The 18,267-nt window shown below is 61.6% G+C and carries 16 protein-coding genes; 9 read left to right on the top strand and 7 right to left on the bottom strand.

Annotated elements, in window-relative coordinates; all coding sequences use genetic code 11:
- Both NCS67_RS21185 and NCS67_RS21180 read right to left on the bottom strand, forming a co-directional pair.
- Positions 1-861, bottom strand: coding sequence for a branched-chain amino acid ABC transporter permease (locus NCS67_RS21185; protein ID WP_250436444.1), 861 nt, complete (start codon positions 859-861; stop codon positions 1-3).
- An 84-nt stretch (positions 862-945) separates the two neighbouring features.
- A complete protein-coding gene (locus tag NCS67_RS21180; protein ID WP_008347858.1) occupies positions 946-2,154 on the bottom strand; it encodes an ABC transporter substrate-binding protein in 1,209 nt (402 codons plus the stop codon).
- A gap of 212 nt (positions 2,155-2,366) precedes the next feature.
- On the opposite strand from NCS67_RS21180, the gene NCS67_RS21175 reads away from it, so the two are divergent.
- From NCS67_RS21175 to NCS67_RS21165, 3 genes are all read left to right on the top strand, one after another.
- Positions 2,367-3,203 carry a FadR/GntR family transcriptional regulator gene (locus NCS67_RS21175; RefSeq protein WP_250436442.1) on the top strand — a complete coding sequence of 279 codons (837 nt, stop codon included), beginning with the start codon at positions 2,367-2,369 and terminating at the stop codon, positions 3,201-3,203.
- Positions 3,204-3,458: 255 nt separating this feature from the next.
- Entirely contained in the window at positions 3,459-4,982 is a 1,524-nt protein-coding gene (locus NCS67_RS21170; protein WP_250436440.1) for a sensor domain-containing diguanylate cyclase, read from the top strand.
- Positions 4,983-5,078: 96 nt separating this feature from the next.
- Positions 5,079-5,723: a LysE family translocator gene (locus NCS67_RS21165; protein ID WP_250436438.1), complete on the top strand. Its 645-nt coding sequence runs from the start codon at positions 5,079-5,081 to the stop codon at positions 5,721-5,723.
- 141 nt (positions 5,724-5,864) lie between these two features.
- On the opposite strand, the gene NCS67_RS21160 is transcribed toward NCS67_RS21165, so the two are convergent.
- Entirely contained in the window at positions 5,865-6,059 is a 195-nt protein-coding gene (locus tag NCS67_RS21160; RefSeq protein ID WP_008347853.1) for a hypothetical protein, read from the bottom strand.
- A 353-nt stretch (positions 6,060-6,412) separates the two neighbouring features.
- Between NCS67_RS21160 and NCS67_RS21155 the strand changes: the two genes are divergently transcribed.
- The 6 genes from NCS67_RS21155 (at position 6,413) to NCS67_RS21130 (ending at position 13,531) form a co-directional block, all read left to right on the top strand.
- Positions 6,413-8,356: a sigma-54-dependent Fis family transcriptional regulator gene (locus tag NCS67_RS21155; protein ID WP_250436435.1), complete on the top strand. Its 1,944-nt coding sequence runs from the start codon at positions 6,413-6,415 to the stop codon at positions 8,354-8,356.
- Between the two features lie 206 nt (positions 8,357-8,562).
- A complete protein-coding gene (pqqA, locus tag NCS67_RS21150; protein ID WP_008347847.1) occupies positions 8,563-8,637 on the top strand; it encodes a pyrroloquinoline quinone precursor peptide PqqA in 75 nt (24 codons plus the stop codon).
- A 66-nt stretch (positions 8,638-8,703) separates the two neighbouring features.
- Entirely contained in the window at positions 8,704-8,985 is a 282-nt protein-coding gene (gene pqqD, locus NCS67_RS21145) for a pyrroloquinoline quinone biosynthesis peptide chaperone PqqD (RefSeq protein WP_175980691.1), read from the top strand.
- A gap of 240 nt (positions 8,986-9,225) precedes the next feature.
- Positions 9,226-10,965, top strand: coding sequence for a methanol/ethanol family PQQ-dependent dehydrogenase (locus tag NCS67_RS21140; protein ID WP_250436434.1), 1,740 nt, complete (start codon positions 9,226-9,228; stop codon positions 10,963-10,965).
- A 74-nt stretch (positions 10,966-11,039) separates the two neighbouring features.
- Positions 11,040-12,236, top strand: coding sequence for a c-type cytochrome (locus NCS67_RS21135; protein ID WP_033536259.1), 1,197 nt, complete (start codon positions 11,040-11,042; stop codon positions 12,234-12,236).
- A 245-nt stretch (positions 12,237-12,481) separates the two neighbouring features.
- Positions 12,482-13,531, top strand: coding sequence for an FUSC family protein (locus tag NCS67_RS21130; protein ID WP_250436432.1), 1,050 nt, complete (start codon positions 12,482-12,484; stop codon positions 13,529-13,531).
- Here NCS67_RS21130 and NCS67_RS21125 read toward each other — a convergent pair.
- The 4 genes from NCS67_RS21125 to NCS67_RS21110 all read right to left on the bottom strand — a co-directional run bounded on the left by NCS67_RS21125 (position 13,528) and on the right by NCS67_RS21110 (position 18,174).
- On the bottom strand, positions 13,528-14,676 hold the full coding sequence (locus tag NCS67_RS21125) for a DSD1 family PLP-dependent enzyme (protein ID WP_250436431.1): 1,149 nt from the start codon (positions 14,674-14,676) through the stop codon (positions 13,528-13,530). The genes NCS67_RS21130 and NCS67_RS21125 overlap by 4 nt on opposite strands.
- A gap of 93 nt (positions 14,677-14,769) precedes the next feature.
- A complete protein-coding gene (locus NCS67_RS21120; protein ID WP_250436430.1) occupies positions 14,770-16,008 on the bottom strand; it encodes a CaiB/BaiF CoA transferase family protein in 1,239 nt (412 codons plus the stop codon).
- A gap of 1 nt (position 16,009) precedes the next feature.
- A complete protein-coding gene (locus tag NCS67_RS21115; RefSeq protein WP_284504127.1) occupies positions 16,010-16,819 on the bottom strand; it encodes an enoyl-CoA hydratase/isomerase family protein in 810 nt (269 codons plus the stop codon).
- 65 nt (positions 16,820-16,884) lie between these two features.
- Positions 16,885-18,174, bottom strand: a complete 1,290-nt coding sequence (locus tag NCS67_RS21110; protein WP_250436428.1) for an MFS transporter — start codon at positions 18,172-18,174, stop codon at positions 16,885-16,887.
- Positions 18,175-18,267 lie beyond the last annotated feature (93 nt).

Below are 18,267 nucleotides of genomic sequence, written 5' to 3'. Positions count from 1 at the left end.
TCACGCGGTCCTCCCGAGTAATCCGTTCGGACGCAGCAGCAGCACCGCGGCCATCGCCACATAGATCATGAGACGCGCGCCTTCCGGCCACAGCGTACTCATCACGCTCTGCACGATGCCGACGAGCAGTCCGCCGACGAGCGCACCCAGAAAATTGCCCATGCCGCCCACGACCACGACGACAAATGCGACGCCGAGTGCTTCGATCCCCATGAACGGATCGACGCCGCGTATCGGCGCGGCGAGCACGCCCGCGAGTGCCGCTGTTCCCGCACCGAGCGCGAATACAAGACTGAAGATGCGCGTCACGTTGATGCCGAGCAGCGATACCATCTCGCTCGATTCGCTGCCCGCTCGCACAGCGCTGCCCAGCCGCGTGCCTTCGAGCACCCACCATAGAATGCCCGCCAGCACCGCCGTGAACGCGATGACGAAGAGGCGATACTTCGGGTAGATGAAGCTGCCCCACATCACAACGCCGTTGAGAACGTCCGGCACCGGGACGTTATCGCCGAGCGGTCCCCACGCGATGATCGCGCACTCCTGAATCACGAGCGCAAGGCCGACTGTCGCGAGAATATGGAACTCGTGTTGCTGTGCATAGACGTGGCGCAGCACGACTTTCTCGACGATCCATGCGATCACGCCGACGACGATGGGCACGACGGCGAGCGCACTCCAGAAGTTCATCGACCACTGCATCGCCTGATAACAGAAGTACGCGCCCAGCAGATAGAAAGCGCCGTGCGCGAAGTTCACGAAGCGCAGCAACCCGAACACGATCGACAACCCGACCGCGAGCAGAAAATACAGCATGCCCACGCCGATGCCGTTCACGACCTGCAACAGATAAACGTTCATGGCCTTGCATCAGAAGAGTGGCAACGCGAATGCAGAACTCGCCCGCATTCGCATGAAAACAACGCGCGTCACAAGATCAGGCGATCACGCAAGCTTGCATTGCGTCTTGTCGAGCGGCAGGAACGACTGGCCCGAACTCACGATGTCGGCGTAATCGTCTTTATCCTTCATCTTGCTCTTGGGCTTGCCTTTGAGAAGATAGTAGTTCTTCAACACCTGATGATCGCCCGCGCGAATTTCCTCCGGCCCGGTCAGGCCCGCGTACTTCATGCCTTGCAGCGCAGCGACGACTTTTTTCGGGTCGGCGGTGCCCGCTTTTACGATGCCGTCGAGCAAAATCTTCGTGCAGATGTACGAACCCGCGAGGCTATAGTTAGGGTTCGACTTATAAGCCGCATTCACGCGCTTGACGAGGTCCTGATTGAGCGGCGTATCGACCGCATGCCAGTATTGCGCGCCGAAATAGACGCCCTCGCAGATTTCCGGTCCGAGTGCTTCGAATTGCTCCAGCCCCGACGCCCATGCCATCAGGATCGTGCAGTTGTTCTTCATGCCAAAGCTCACGGCCTGACGCAACGTGTCCGATGATTGCGAGCCGAAGTTGAGGATAAGAAGAACATCGGGCTTCGCCGCGACAGCATTCGTCAAATAACCGCTGAACTCTTTTTCATTGAGCGAGTGATAGCTGTTGCCCACATGCTCGATACCCTTCTCTTTGAAGATGTTCTTCGCCGCCGATAAAAGCCCGTCTCCGAACACGTATTGCGGCGTGATCGTGTACCAGCGCTTTGCATTGGGCATCGACTGAATGAGCGGCCGCACCGTTTGCTCGATCGCGCCGAAAGTGGGCACCGACCAGCGAAACGTCGCGCTGTTGCAATCCTTGCCGGTGAGTTCGTCGGCGCCCGCAGTCGTGATGAAGATGCCGCCGGCCTTCTCCGCTTCCTTGCCCATCGCGAGTGCTTCCGACGAAAGAATGCCGCCCGCGAAATAACGTGCGTTCTTCTGCTGCGCGATTTCCTGCACGCGGCGCACGGCCGTTGCGGGTTTTCCCTCGGTGTCGAGCGTCGCATAGGCGAGCGGTTGACCCAGCACCTTGCCGTATTGTTCGATAGCCAGCTTCATGCCGAGATCGGCGTACTTGCCATTGGCCGCGAACGGACCGGACATCGGCACAGGGCATGCGAACTGGATCGGCGAGCCCTGCGCAAAGGCGCTTCTTGCGACGAGCGCTTCGAACGATCCTGGAATGGCCGACAGCGCGGCCAGCTTCAACATGTTTCGGCGATTCAAAATTGACGCTCCTTGAGAAGATGACCCGCGCAGCCGCCCCGCTTTTTTTCGTGGTAGGTTCAAGCCTCGGCTCGGTTCATTCTATTTATCATGATAAATACAATGAACCTGATGCTAGGAACAATAAATTCGGGTGTCAATAAGGCAATATTCCAGTCTGCGAATTCGCGACACGCGCGCGTATAAAGCAGACAAAGACAGGGAGCATCGACATGGTGATGGAGCGTGCAAAACGCACCGGGGCGGCAATCGAAATCGCGCAACAGCCGATCAAACAGCCCAAGCGCGCGGATCTCGTCGCCGAAGAAATCAAGCGGCTGATCACGGAAAAGAACCTGAAGCCCGGCGACAGGCTGCCGCGTGAAGTGGAATTGCAGCAGCTCTTCTCCGTCAGCAAGAGCACGACGCGCGAGGCGCTCAAATCGCTGGAAGTGCAAGGGCTGATCAAAGTGACGACGGGACCTTCGGGTGGAGGCACGATCGTCGAGGTGCCGCTCGATCGCACCTTGCAACTCTTGCAGAACTATCTGTTCTTCAAGGACGTGACCATCGACGATATCTATACGGTGCGTCAGTTGCTCGAACCGGAGCTCGCTGCGGGCGCAGTGCCGCATCTCACCGACGATGACTTCAACGCGCTGGAAGCGAACATCGCTTGTTGCGACGAGCCGGCCTCGGCGCACGCGAATCGCGACATCGTCCGGCAACGACAGGAGGACGTGAACTTCCACGATATTCTGGCCGCTGCGAATCCCAATCCGTTTTTGCGCTTCACCTGCGAGTTGATCAACGAAATGATCCGGCAACTCATCGAGTTCAGGAACGACACGCCGCAAGCCGAACATGAACGCTTCGGCCGCGCGAACGTGAAGATTCACAAGGCGATCACCGAAGCGGCGCGCGCGCGGGACGCGGACAAGGTTCGAGAACTGATGGTGATTCACATGACCGAGGCGCCGCGCTATGTGAAGCGCATGAAGGGCAAGCTGCGCGGGCGGCTCATTCTCGACTCGGAGATTCGCAAGCGCATGGGCGGGCGCGGCGGGTGATTCGAGCATGGCCGTGCAGAAAGGATTGAGCCTGAGCGACTACAATCGGGGTGCAAATACGCGCGGCGCTGTTCACCACATAGCGCATAAGATGCAAACCAATCCATAAGATACGGAGTTTCTCGACGCATAGCGCAGTCGCGCCGCACATCATGTCTTGCCCGGATGTGCGGAAATCGCGCCGCGCGGAGAACCTGAATGCCCGCCAGATTAAAAGCCGTTCGTAAGACCGGACGCATGGTCAGTCGCCGGTTGATGCGACGCAACAGCAGCGCCGCAATCCGCTTCGCCGAAGTGTTTTCGCACTTTCCGGCGCTCGCTGGTCTTATCGGCACCGCCATCGCCATTTGTATGGCCGTGTTGTCGTTTGCCGCGCTGTGGCAGGGACGCGCGCAAGCGCTGCAAAACGCGCATCAGGCTGCGGCCAACCTCGTCGCCACCTTGAGCGCCGATATCGCGCGCAATATCGAATCGAGCGACCTGTCGCTGCGCACCATCGTCAATGGCGTTAGAAACCCTGCCGTAATGGGGCTTCCGCCTGATCTGCGCAAGCTTGTTCTATTCGATGGCGCCACCGGCATGAACTCCGTCGGCGGCGCATTCGTGATGAATCGCGAGGGACGCATCGTCATCGAACGCGATCCTTCCGATCATGCCGACTTGCTCTTCAACGATCGCGACTACTTCAAGGTCCACGCCGAGCACCCCGACGCCGGTCTCTACATTTCCGGACCCTATGCGTCGCGATTGCGCAAGGGCGCGGCTTCGCTCGCATTGAGCCGGCGCATCGATGCATCGGATGGCTCGTTTGCGGGCGTCGCCGTGATCGCCTTGAACGTCTCCTACTTCAAGGACCTGCTGTCGCGCGTGAAGCTCGGCACTTCGGGCGCGGTGTTCATCGTACAGCAGGATGGCGTGATGATCGCGCGCAAGCCTGCGCTGCCAGGCGATAGCGACGGCTACGTCGCGAAATCGCCGACCTTCTCCGCGATGCGCGACGCGGCTTCAGGCTCATACATCTCACGGTCTCCGCTCGATGGCGTCAGGCGGCTCTATACATTCCAGCACGTACCCGGCACCCGATTGATCGCGGCGGTCGCGCCCGCCGAGGATGACGTCCTCGCGGCGTGGCGCGAACGCAGCCTCGTCATCGGCGGATTGACGATGGCGTTCGGAGGCGGCTTCATCGTCATCTCATGGCTGCTCGCAATTTCACTGCGCTCGCGAGCAATTGCGCAAGAGAAGCTGCAACGGCTCGCGGGTACCGATGCGCTCACCGGACTATGCAACCGCCGCGCGCTGGACCGGCAGCTCGACGAAGAATGGCGGCGAGCGCGCCGCGTCGATCAGCCCCTGTCCGCGCTATTCATCGACGTGGACCACTTCAAGCTCTATAACGACACCTACGGTCACGCGATGGGCGACGACGCGCTCATCGCCGTGGCCGACTGCATACAAAATGCCGCGAAGCGCCCCGGCGACATCGTCGCGCGCTATGGCGGCGAAGAATTCGTCGTGGTTTTGCCGGGCGCCGCGGCGAGCGGCGCGCTCACATTTGCCGAGCGTCTGCGCGAGAACGTGGAACAACTCGCCATTCCTCACAGCGCGGCGCCAAGGAGCGTGCTGACGATCAGCATCGGCATTGCCACGGCCTCGCCACGCCATAACGACGACGCGCTCAAGTTGCTGAACAATGCCGACGCCGCGCTCTATCTCGCCAAACGCAGCGGGCGCAATCGCGCCATCCACGAAGACAGCGTCGCCGGCAGCGGCGCCTGACGCGATGCACGTGAAGTCGGACGTATCATGCGTCGTGAATGCAATCCGGCGTTTTGCATGCCGCATTCAAACTGCACATCCGAAGGAGTTATTCCGATGACCGCTTCGACCGCCGTACTCGCGATTCTCTTTTCACTGTTGCTGGGCGCGATGATTCCGGGCCCGAGCTTCGTAATCGTGGCGCGCAATGCCATCGGCATATCACGCGCCGATGGCCTCGCGACCGCGCTCGGCATGGGCGTGGGCGGCATCTTCTTCGGCGGCGTCGCCCTCGCGGGACTGTACACGCTGCTCGTTGCCGTCGAGTGGCTCTATCTCGCGCTGAAGGTCGCCGGTGGCCTGTATCTGATTTATGTGGCGTCGAAGATTTGGCGGGGCGCCGCGCAGCCGATGGAGATGCCGGCAACGGACGGCGCGTCCCGGCTCACCGGGCGCGCTCGAAAGTCCTTTTGGCTTGGCCTCTCGACGCAACTGAGCAATCCCAAGACAGCCATCTGGTACGGCAGCATTTTCGCGGCGCTCTTGCCGCAGCATCCTCCGCTGTGGTGCTACTTCGTATTGCCGCCTATGGTCTTCGTGATCGAGACGGGCTGGTACACCATCGTCGCGCTTGGCTTCTCAAGCAAGCGTCCGCGCGAGATGTATCTGCGGGCGAGGAAGTGGATCGACCGTTTCGCAGCGAGCGTCATCGCGATGCTCGGCCTGCGCCTCGTGCTGACGGCGGGTCGAACCGGCCTTTGATTTCGCATGCAAAACGCGTAACTCAAAAAGCCTTCGGAAACTCTGAATGCAAAAGGCAAAAGGCAAAAGGCAAAAGACAAAAGGCCGGCCGCGCCGCGAGGCTCGTCCGGCCTTCCTGCAAGCAGCATCGATGTGCGCGAATCACAGCGGATGCAGCTTGCCGTCAAGATCCATCGTCCACTTCGAGCCGTCCTTGAACGTCAGCACGCCGCTCTGAGCGTCGATATGGATGGGTCTGCCGGCTGGCTCCTTTTTGTCTCCGCCGATGATGCGCTTCATCTCGGAAGCGGAAAGCTCCTGACTATGTTGCAGATCGTCGAGCTTCAGGTTCGTCATGGTGTTTCTCCTTACGGTGCGTGAGCAAGCGTTCGTTTGAGTCGAATCGAGCGTGTGTCGGCGCTCGCCTGGTCTTTTGCATTGGATATGCCAACGCGCGGGCGCAACGCTCGGATGCCCGGCAGCGCCTTGCGCGGCGCGCTCGCAGGGTGCAGACACACGTGCTCCGTCAGCGCGTCGAGTCATACGCAGCCCAACACAACGTCCGCGGAGCTGTCGGCGTCACGATGACATCCCGCATCCTTTCGATTAGCCAACAACAGCCGTCGACGGCGCTCATTGGCGCAGGACTTGCTTTCCTCCTCGCTCAAATATCCGGCGACATGACCGGCACTTGCACAACGGAGGAGACGATGCAAGACAACATCCACGAGATCGCGGCTACCCACGATGAACGACAGAGCGCCTGGCTGATTCCCGCGATACGCAAGGCGCACGAACGCTCCGAGACATTCGGTCTGAACGCCTCGACACGACCCGACTACGACGTGCTTACCGAAGGCGAGTTGCTCCTCAAGCTCGAGCAGAACCGCGTGCTATGCGCGCACGCGACGCCGGTGATGGAAACGCTGCGTGAACAGATCGTCAACACGCAAAGCATGATCGTACTGACCGACGCACAAGGGCTCATCCTCCACTCCACAGGCGATGACGACTTCCTCGCACGCGCAGAAAAGGTCGCGCTCAGGGCGGGGGCGAACTGGGCCGAGGAACGGCAAGGGACCAACGCCATCGGCACGGCCATCGCAGAACGCTCGCCGACGGTCGTGCACGGCGATCAACACTATCTTGCGGCCAATCGTTTTCTGACCTGCTCCAGCGTGCCGATTCTCGATCCGTACGGCGATCTGATCGGCGTGCTCGACGTCACCGGCGATCATCGCAGCTACCATCGACACACGATGGCCCTCGCGCGCATGTCTGTCCAGATGATCGAAAACCACCTGTTTTCCAGCACTTTTCAGGGGATGTTGCAGATCGCATTTCACAGCCGCCCCGAGTTTCTCGGCACGCTGATGGAAGGGATCATGGCCTTCACCTGCGATGGACGTTTTCTCTCCGCCAATCGCAGCGCGCAGTTTCAGTTCGGCTTGCCGCTCTCGGCGCTGCGCGCGCATACGCTGTCGTCGCTCTTCGGACTGACGAGCGCGCAACTGATCGATCGTTCGCAAGCGAGCCGCGCGCCGCACATGTCGCTCGATCTCAACAATGGCGCAGTCGTATGCGCCCGCGTGCGCCTCAACCGCGCGCCTTTCGTCGAAACGGCGTCCATGTCCTTGCCGATGAGATCCGCGCCGCGCGCATCGGCTGCGATCGATTCATCGTCGAAGCTCGCATCGCTCGACACGGGCGACCCGAAAGTGGCCGCGGTCATCGGCAAGGTACGCAAGGTCATCGGCAAGGACATACCGATACTCATCACCGGCGAGACCGGCACCGGCAAGGAACTGCTCGCACAAGCCATTCACAGCGATTCGCCGCGTCGCGCGGGGCCGTTCGTCGCGGTGAACTGCGCATCGATCCCGGAGAACCTGATCGAATCGGAACTCTTCGGTTATGAGGAAGGCGCGTTCACGGGCGCACGGCGCAAGGGCGCGGCGGGCAAGCTGCTACAGGCCAATGGCGGCACGCTCTTTCTCGATGAAATCGGCGACATGCCCTACCCGCTGCAAGTGCGCCTCTTGCGCGTGCTGCAAGAGCGCGTCGTCGATCCGCTCGGCTCCAGCAAGTCGATTCCTGTCGATGTCGCCATCATCTGCGCGACGCACCGTAACCTGCGCGAGATGATCGAGCAGAGTCGCTTCCGTGAGGACTTGTACTACCGTCTGAACGGGCTCGTCGTCAAACTACCGCCATTGCGCGAACGCACCGATCTCGCAGCCGTGATAACGAAGATGCTCCACGCCGTAAGCGCCGATGATGGGAGCGGCATGCGCCTGTCCATCGACGATGACGTAATGGCGCTCTTCGAGCGCTATGCGTGGCCCGGCAACTTCAGGCAACTGTGCAACCTGCTACGCACTGCTGCAGCGATGGTCGACGACGACGGCTGCATTCGCCGGCAACATCTACCGGAAGACTTCTTCGATGAACCTCGCGCCAACGTGCATCGCGTGTCCGAAGCATGCGCTCCATCGGCGCTCGCTTCGGGACGCCTGCAGGAAGTCACGGCATCCGTGATCGCGGCGGCGCTCGCGCAACATCGTGGCAATGTCTCCGCCGCCGCGCGCGCCTTGGGCATATCGCGCAACACCATCTATCGAAAGATGCCCGCATGTTCATCGATGGAGCAATGAGTTGTTCAGTGCAGTGTTTCACTTCGGTACACCCTTGTTGCGAAGCGGAACAACATCGTCACATCCATTGCGCGTCATCGAAATCGAATTGAAAGGCAAAGAGCGTGCACATGCACTGTCGATGATCGAAGGCATGGACCTTGCATTTCGAGGACCGGTCGCGAAACGGCTCGCGATCCAACTCGAACATCATCAAGGAGATGAACATGCAATGGACGACACCCGCCTTCACCGACCTGCGCTTCGGCTTCGAGATCACGATGTACATCGCTACACGTTGATCCTTCGATGACGGCAAGCCTGGGGCGAATCTGCCCCGGGCCTGCACCCTTCCCTTTCCGTCCCACATGAACTCTACGACCGCGCATGCGGACGCATGCACGCGCCCGCGCCTGCGTGCGTCATTCAAGCTGCATTGGCATGCGGACATGCAAACGTGCGAGATCGTTCATCGGCACGGCAGCGTCGAACTGAACCGCAGCGCGGGCGAGATACTCGCACGCTGCGATGGCACGCGCGCGCTCGACGAGATCATCGGCGAACTGGAGACGCGCTTCGGCATCGCAGGTCTCGCCGCGGATGTCTATCGCTTCGTCGATGCAGCGCGTCGACTAGGTTGGCTCGACTGAGCTCGCGTTGTCACATCGGGCAACACGTCAAACGTCCCACTGCTCCACGATGCAACACCTCTTCAATAACGCCTCAATGCGCCCGCATTGAGCGCTTTGGACGCGACAACCGCGTACAGCAAGGCGATTGCGCGTATCGGTCGTCGATGGCACATGACTTGCCTTGATGACGTCGCAACTGTTTCGCATCGCTATCGAGTTTCAATAAGACGTTGCATCGACAATATCCAGGAGACAACGATGAACATTCGCTTCAGTCCGGCCCTGCGCGTCGCGGCCCTTGCAGCAGGTGCCGTCGCTGCGTTCAGCGTGGCGCAGCATCTTGCCATCGCGGCGGAAGGCACACCGGCGCAGTACCCGGACGTCAGCTATGAACGCCTCGCGAACGCGCAAGACGACCCCGGCTGGCTCACGTATTACCGCACGTATAACGGTCATGGGCATTCGCCGCTCAAGCAGATCGATACGAGCAACGTGAAGAACCTGAAGCAGGTGTGGAGCTACAAGTTTCCAAAGGACTTGCAGCAAGGCTTCGAGGCCACGCCCATCGTCAACGGTCGCTTTCTCTTCGTGACGACGCCCAAGGACAACGTCTATGCATTCGATGCCGCAACGGGCAAACAACTCTGGAAATACGAGCCGAATCTCGATGCGAAATCGTTCAAGACCGCATGTTGCGATGTGGTCAATCGCGGAGTAGCGTTATACGGCAAGAACGTTTATGTCGCGATGTTGAACGGCGAAGTGGCCGCGCTCGATGCGCAAACGGGCTCGCTCGTGTGGAAGAAGGCGATGTTCGATCCGGGCGTCGGATATGCGTTCTCGCTCGCACCGCTCGCACTCGATGGCGCGCTCGTCGTCGGCAGCTCGGGCGGCGAGTATGGCGCGCGCGGCTTCATCGCAGCACTCGATCCCAACGACGGCAAGGTGCTGTGGAAACGCTATACGGTGCCCGGCGCGAAGGAGCCCGGCGGCAACACATGGCCCGATGGCATGCAGGAGCATGGCGGCGCCCCCGCGTGGCTCACCGGCACCTATGATGCGGCGAGCAAGACGCTTTATTGGGGCGTCGGAAATCCGGGACCGTGGCTCGCCGATCTTCGTCCTGGCGACAACCTCTATTCCGACTCGTTGCTCGCGCTCGATCCGAAGACGGGCGACCTCAAGTGGCACTATCAATACACGACGAATGACACGTGGGACTATGACGGCGTCAATACGCCGGTACTCGCGAACATCAAGTATCAGGGCAAGGACTACGACGCGATCATTCACGCAGACCGCAATGGCTTTTTCCATGCGATCGATCGCAGCAACGGCAAGCTAATCTATGCGCGGCCCTTCGTCACCGCGACATCGGTCACAGGCTATACGGACGATGGCAAGCCGATTCAGGATCCCGCCAAGTATCCGAAGACCGGCACGACCATCGAAACGTGTCCGAGCTTCCTCGGAGGCAAGAACTGGTGGTCCGTTTCATACGATCCGCAGAAACATATAGCCTTCGTGCCGGCGCTGCATGCGTGCATGTCCTTGTCCGGCAAATCGGTGAACTACATGGAAGGCCTGCCCTATCTCGGCGAAGGCTTCGAGATCAAGCCGGAACCGAACAGCAAGGGCTACGGCGAACTGCAGGCGATCGATGTCGACACCGGCAAGAAGATCTGGAGCCACTGGACCAAGCTGCCTTGGAACGGCGGCGTCGCGACGACGGCGGGCGGCCTCGCATTCAGCGGCTCGCTCGACGGCCATCTCTACGCGTTCGATGAAAAGACCGGCAAGGTCTTGTGGCAAAGCCCCAAACTCGCGAGCGGCATCATCGCCCAGCCTTCGGTGTACGAGATCGACGGCAAGGAATACGTTGCCATTCTCGCGGGATACGGTGGCGCCAATCCGATCTGGGGCGGACCGATGGCGAAGGCCGCGGACAAGGTGCCGCGCGGCGGCACGCTCTATGTGTTCGCGCTCAATCGCGCCTGACCCATGCTGATCGAACCGCGAGCGCGCATCGCCGCGCGCTTGCGGTGCTCACCGACATCACCGGACGCTTCGACATGAATCATTCGCTCAACTCCATTCGCGCAGCAGGCATGCTGGCCGCATGCATCGCGCTCGCACCATCGGCTTCCGACGCGGCCGTGAAGATCTGCACGTTTCCCGGCAGTCCTTCGGCCGCGCTGGACCGCAGCGTCGCGCAAGCGGTCTTCGCCCGCGCCAACATCGCAGCAACGTTCGTATCGCACGGTATCGGCGAAGGCGACGACGACGGCGTGTCGCTTCACGAACTCGACAAGACGCTCGCGCGCGATTGCGATGTGATCGCTGGCTTTCCCCGTTCCACCGTCGCCGATGCATCGGGTGGCAAGATGCAATTCTCGCGCGGCTATCTGCGTGCGGGCTACGTCAGCATCGAAGCGCCTGACGTGCTTCTGAACGATGCCGCAAAGCGCACGGTCGCCGCGACCTATGCAAGCCCCGCACAACTGATCGCCGTGCAGCAGCGCGACGTGACGCTCGATCTAGAGAACACGTCGGCATCGACCGTCGATGCAGTCGCGAACGGACGCGCTTATCGTGCGATCGTGTGGTATCCGGCTGTCGTGGCTTATCGCATTGCGCATCCGCAACAGAGCTTCACCGTCGCAGCCGCGAATTCGCCCTACGCGGACTGGCATCTGGCATTCGCATTCGGCGACAGGAGCGCTGCGTTGCGTCCGCGCATCGACGATGCGCTCAAATCGATGATCGACGATGGCCGCCTTCAGGCGCTCACGAAACAGTGGGCGTTGCCCGTGCAAACTGCATCGTCTTCTGCAGCACCGTCGAAGCACTCCGGCATCATGCTCGCCGACATGAATGGCGCGCGCGCCGGCCGCTTCATCAAGGTCGCGAATGAGGGAACCGTCGAGCCGCCGACGTTCGAACAAGCGCAAACGACGCACGGCAAGGCGCTTTATTCGAGCTCGTGCGCGAAGTGCCATGGGGCACAGTTGCAAGGCATCACAGCGCCCGCGTTGCAAGGTCCGTCGTTCGCACCGCCGTCGAATTCGCATCTCACCGTGGGCGGCATCTTCACCTACATGGCCACCAACATGCCCGCGGACCGTCCAGGCAAGATGAAGGACCAGGACTATGCCGACATCATGGCCTTCCTGCTGATGTCGAACGGCTACAAGCCCGGCGGTGCAAAGATGACAGCCGACAGTGCCCGCGCGTCGAAACTCCCGCTCAACGCCGGGCCGGCCCGATAAGGTCGCCATGCCAGCACCGGCCACTCAGGCTCATATAGCGACGCTGGTGGAAGCCGTGCCGATGCTTACGTCGCGACACGAGGGCGGCACATGTGCCCCGGAAACATCGGGCATATGTGCCGCCTTGTCTTTCCCTTCCTGAACAGCTTCATTTTTTCGCACCGTGCACATTGGCATAATGCAGCACGGGCGCGCATGCTTCGCGTCTCCTTCGCTTGTCCCGTTTCGTCAACGACCGAGACCGCATGACTTCGATCACTCGTACTCGAGTTCAGGTGCGCGCCTTCTTCGGCGCACCCGAAGCAAGACGCCTTCTTCGCACACTGATGAGTTGCGCGATCAGCTATGCCGCCGCACGACTGGCCGCACTGCCCGAAGGTTACTGGGCACTTATCACGACGCTCGTCATCGTGACGCAACCGAGCCTCTCGCAGGCGGTCGATATTGCTCGCGACCAGATCATCGGCGCATTCATCGGCGCGATCGCGGGCGTGCTCGGCATTGTCGCGATGAACCGCGGCGCGCCGCCGCTCGCGGTGTTTTCGGTCGCGCTCGTGCCGCTTGCCGCGTTGAGCGCGAAGCGGCCTGCGTTCAGGCTTGCGTGCGTGACGCTCGTGATCGTCGTGCTGATTCCGGCGGGACCGGGATCGCCTTTCGAGCGGCCGATGCATCGCGTGCTCGAGATTCTGATCGGCGCGGCTTCGTCGTTCGTCGTGTCGGCGCTCTGGCCCAATCGTGCGCTTACGGCCGCGCATCGCAGCGTCGCCGATACGTTGAAGAGCCTCGGCCAGTTGATCGCGCTCCATCTTTCGGGCGAGCGGGATGATGCTCGCGCGACGCGCCTCGAAACGCAAAGCACCGAGGCGCAAAAAGCCTTCGACGATGCGTTGAAGGAAGCCGAACGCGAACACATCATCGTGCTCGTGCAGAACCGCCGCTCGGATGCCATCGACAAGGCCGCACCGTTTCTGCGGCGTCTCCATAGCGATGCGCTCTTTCTCGCGAAAGCTGTATCGCGCCTCGATCGCGATACTTGCGCGGCTCGGCTCGGCGCGGCCGGTCGCGAATTGCAGGCTTTGTTCGAGACGCTCGCGAGCGTGCTTGCAGCGAATCGTCAGGACGATGAGAAGCTCGCGCGCGCACGTTCCGCCGTGAACGAACTCAAGGCCATGCTCGAGCAACAGGAAGCGACGCACGGCGCGCAGGAAGTGGCGCAGTTCGTGATCGGACTGATCGTTGCCGACGTCGATGCGCTGATCGCCACGATCTATCCGCCGAAGGAGTCACGGGCTTAGCGCGAAAGACCGCGCGCGTCGATCGGCCATATGTCGGTCACGCGTTCGTCCCGATAGCAGACGTATTCATCGTAGAGATTCACGGTCGGATCGCAATGACCCGGCGGCAACAGCACACGCTTGCCGACGAGATCTGCGAAATCGCCTTCAGCATCGTGCTGGGCTTGCAGCATGCCGTGCTCATCGTTCGCGGAGATATAACTGAACGTGGGCTTGGCGCCCGCACCGAGCCAGTTCACGCTGCGCGGCAAGCCCGAATCGACCGCGAGCCCTTTCAGGCCGACATCGCATACGGCCATGCCGGGGCGCGTGGCGCTCATGACCGTCGACAGCACGAGGAGACTGTGACGCCAGCGCAATTCGCCGCCCCAACCGATGCCGCCATAGTCGCCGTCCATGAACAGATACGAGCCCGGCTGCAATTCGGTGAAGACGCCACTCGCAGCATCGAACTCGACAGTGCCTGTGCCGCCGCCCGTCACGATGCCGCAACGCACGCCGCGAACATCGAGCGCGCGGACGTAGCGTGCGGCGATATCGGCGGCGCGGCTTGCTTCGGCCTTGCGTGCAATCCAATCCGCGACGTGCTGGATGCCGCCGTGATACGCCTGCAGTCCTGCGAAGCGCAGCGCGCTCTGCGCTGCGATGCCGTCGACGAGCGCGAGCAGCCCATCTTCGCTCGTCACGCCGCAGCGATGCTGACCTGCATCGACTTCCGGCAGCACGTCGATCGTGACGCCCGCGCGTGCCGCTGCGTCGCCGAGGGCCCGAACTTGCGGCAACGCATCCACGCATACCGAAAGATGCACATGCGATGCGAGTTCGACGGCCATCGCGAGTTTGTCCGCGCCGACGAACTCATTGCTGACATGAATGCTCGCGATGCCCGCCGCCGCGAACGGATACGCCTCCGACAGCTTCTGACAACACACGCCGACCGCACCCGCGCCGACCTGACGCTTCGCGATCTCGCTGCACTTGTGCGCCTTCGCATGCGGACGCAACGCGACGCCATGACGCGCGGCGAACGCCGACATCGCCGCGAGATTGGCGTCGAAGGCATCGAGATCGATCATCAGGGAAGGCGTGGCGACCGAAGCGAGCGAATCGCCCGCGCGAGCGGCGGGAGGAGGTGCGAGCGTCATGGCAGAGGGTGTCGATGAAGTTGGATCAGACATCGATCATAGCGCTGCATACTGCATGATGAATGCATAAAACCATTTGCTCGCCCGTCGCTTTCACGCGGGAACCTCCGTTTCCAGAATCGCGCCTTCGTCCTTGAGCGCCTGAATGCGCGCCTCGTCGAAACCGTATTCGTCGAGCACTTCGCCGGTGTGCTGACCGAGCAGCGGCGCGGGACGCGAAGCCTTCGTGCAGCCTTCGGAGAAGTGAATCGGCAAGCCGATGCCGCGCATCGGGCCGGCAAGCGGATGCTCCGTTTCGACGATCATCCCGCGCGCCATGGCCTGCTCGTGCGACGACGCTTCCGGCACGCCCAACACCGCGCCGCTCGGCAATCCGATGGCATCGAAGGAAACGAGCCACTCGTCGGTCGTGCGTTCGATGAGACGCGCCGTCAGGATATCGACGAGCGCCTCGCGATGCTTCAGACGTCCCGCGTTGGTCTGGAAGCGCTCGTCCTCAGCGAGTCCCGGAATATTCAACACGCCGACGAGACGCTCGTAGTTGCTCTGATTCGCCGCGCCGATGTTCACCCAGCCGTCCCGCGTGCGAAACGCCTGATACGGCGCGCTCGTGGGGTTGGCCGAGCCGGCTTTAGGCAGGACGGTGCCATCGGCGAAGTAGTTGGCGAAGGCCCAGTACATCTGCTGCAGGCCGGCTTCGAAGAGCGACGTATCGACCATCTGCCCGAGACCGGTCGCCTGCTTGCGCGCATAAGCCGCACTGATGCCGAGCGCCGCAAGGATGCCCGCGTTGATGTCGGTGACGGGCGAGCCCGCCTTGATCGGCGCCTGCCCCGGCTCGCCCGTCATGCTCATCAAACCGCTCAGCCCTTGCGCGATGAGATCGAAGCCGCCCTTGTCGGCCATCGGCCCGCTGCGGCCATAGCCCGATATCGCGCAGTAGATGAGTCCCGGATTCACGGCCTTCAGCGTTTCGTAGCCCATGCCGAGCTTTTCCATCGTGCCGCGCCGATAGTTCTCCGTCACGACGTCCGCGCTCGCGAGCATCTTCCTCAGCACTTCCTTGCCGCCCTCGGTCTTGAGATTGAGGGCGATGCCGCGCTTGTTGCGGTTCACGATCATGAACGACGCGGATTCGCCGCTCGCAAGAATGGGTGCGAAACGACGGCAATCGTCGCCGCCGGGGATCTTCTCCACTTTGATGACATCGGCGCCCATGTCCGCGAGCATCATCCCGCAGATGGGCCCCGACATGATGTGCGCGAGTTCGATCACGCGCATCCCCGCAAGCGGTCCCGAGCCGGGCGCTGCTGTCGATTTCGTGTCTGCCATGTCAACGTCCCTTGAATTGCGGTTTGATCTTGTCGAGGAAGGCCTGATAGCCGATGCGAAAATCCTCAGTGCCGAAGCATGCGAAGCCTTCATCGCGCTCTTCGTCGGTAAGCGGCTGAGGCTCCATCACGCGGCGCACGAACTGCTTGTGCCAGCGCGCGACGAGCGGTGCGCCGTCCGCGATGCGCCGCGCGGTTTCATACGCGTGCGCCGTCACTTCCCCATCCGCGACGACACGCGTGACGAGTCCTTTTGCAAGCGCTTCCTTTGCATCGAAGATGCGTCCTTCGAGAAGAATCTCGAGCGCGACGGCAGGCCCCGCAAGACGCACGAGCCCTTCCATTTCCGCATGCGCCATCACGAGGCCGAGATTCTTGATGGGGACGCCGAAGCGGCTCGATTCGCCGCAAATGCGCAGATCGGACATCGCCGCGATCTCGAGACCGCCGCCGACGCAGATGCCATGAATCATCGCGACGATAGGATGCCGGCACTCGCGTAATGCATGCAAAGTGCGATGCATGATCGCGCCGTACGTACGCGCCTGTTCGACGTTCGAGCGATCCGTGCGGAACTCCGCGATGTCGTTGCCCGGCGAGAACGCTTTCTCGCCCGCGCCGCGCAGCACGATGCAGCGCAGCGTGTCGTCGCCGGAAAGCGTCTCGATGGTCTCTCCGAGCAAGCGCCACAAGTGCTTGGTCATTGCGTTGAGCTTCTCGGGCCGGTCGATCACGACTGTCGCGATATCGCCGTCACGCTCGATCAGGATGGATGGTTCCGCCACGTCGCCTCCAAGAATTGAATGCTGCATGCTGAATGCTTTATTCGATGCGGTTCAATGCATGCAAAATGCACCGAACCGCCGCGTGCGCAGAGTCAGACGAACTTGCGGGTGTCTGCCGCGTCGCTCTTTTCCTCTTCGACTTCCAGAGCACGGTCCGGGCGCATCATGAACGAAAGGACGATGCCGGCCGCCATCAGGATCATCGACACGGTGAACGGCAGGTTCCAGTTGCCTGTGCGGTCGATCAGCCAGCCGCCCACGACCGGGCTGATGATCGCCGCAAGCGCCGAACCGGAATTCATGATGCCGGCCGCGGTGCCCGAATGCTTGGGCGCGATATCCATGGGCACGGACCACATCGGGCCGATCGTCATTTCGTTGAAGAAGAAGCCGGCCGAGAGGCACACCGCCGCGAGCGTGATGGAGATATTGGAGATCAGCATGATCGGCGCGAGCGAGAGCAGCGTCAGCAGCATGCACACGCCGACCATCACGTTGCGCGCAAGCCGCACGTTGCCGCTCTTTCTCAGGATGCGATCGGTGAGCGAGCCGCCGAGCCAGTCGCCGAGTACGCCAGCGAAGAACACGCCCGAGGCGAACAGCGCCGATTTGCCGAGCCGCATGTGATAGCTGTGCAGAAAGTATTGCGGAATCCAGCCGAGAAAGAGCCACAGGACCCAGCCATAGCAGAAATACACGGCCGTGACGGGCGCCATGCGGCCGAGCAGCGTGCGCCACGGCACAGGCGTGCGTTGCTTCACACCCGAATACGTCGCGAGCGTCGCGCATTCTGTTTCCGTGATGCGCGGATGATCGCGTGGGTTATCGCGGAAATAGAAGACCCATGCGAGCGCCCAAAGGAAACTGATGACGCCGGTGATGATGAACGCGCCGCGCCAGCTCGTCGCGACCATCAGCCAGACGATGAGCGGCGGCGCCACTGCATTGCCGATGCGTGATGCTGCATGCGTAATGCCTTGTGCAAAACCACGCTGATCGGCGGGCATCCAGTTCGACATTGCGCGCGTCGCGGTCGGAAAGGTCGCGCCCTCACCGAGGCCGAGCAGCACGCGAGCCACGATCAGCGACACGAAGCCGCCCGCGAGACCGGAGAGGACGGTGGCGCCCGCCCAGATGATTGCGCATAGCGTGAGCGTTCGCCGCGGTCCGAACCGGTCGCCGACCCATCCGCCGATGATCTGAAACACGAGATACGGATACGCAAAGGCGGAAAACACGAAACCGACTTGCGTGTGCGAGAGGCCAAGCTCCGCGCCGAACTGGGCCGCCGCCGTGCTGACATTGACCCGGTCGATATAGGTGATGAAATACATCGCGCATAGCAATAGTAGAACGCGCGTCGTGGCTCGACGGAACATCATCGTCTCCTTGTTGGCCGCGTGCGTGCGCGAGCCACCTTCGAATGTCGAAAGGCGCCCGATGTCACGGCATGCGGAACTTCACGTGAATACGTC

Origin of the sequence: Caballeronia sp. ATUFL_F2_KS9A (assembly GCF_023630765.1) — a bacterium.
GTDB classification, from domain to species: domain Bacteria; phylum Pseudomonadota; class Gammaproteobacteria; order Burkholderiales; family Burkholderiaceae; genus Caballeronia; species Caballeronia zhejiangensis.
This window is presented reverse-complemented; position numbering and strand designations above follow the sequence as displayed.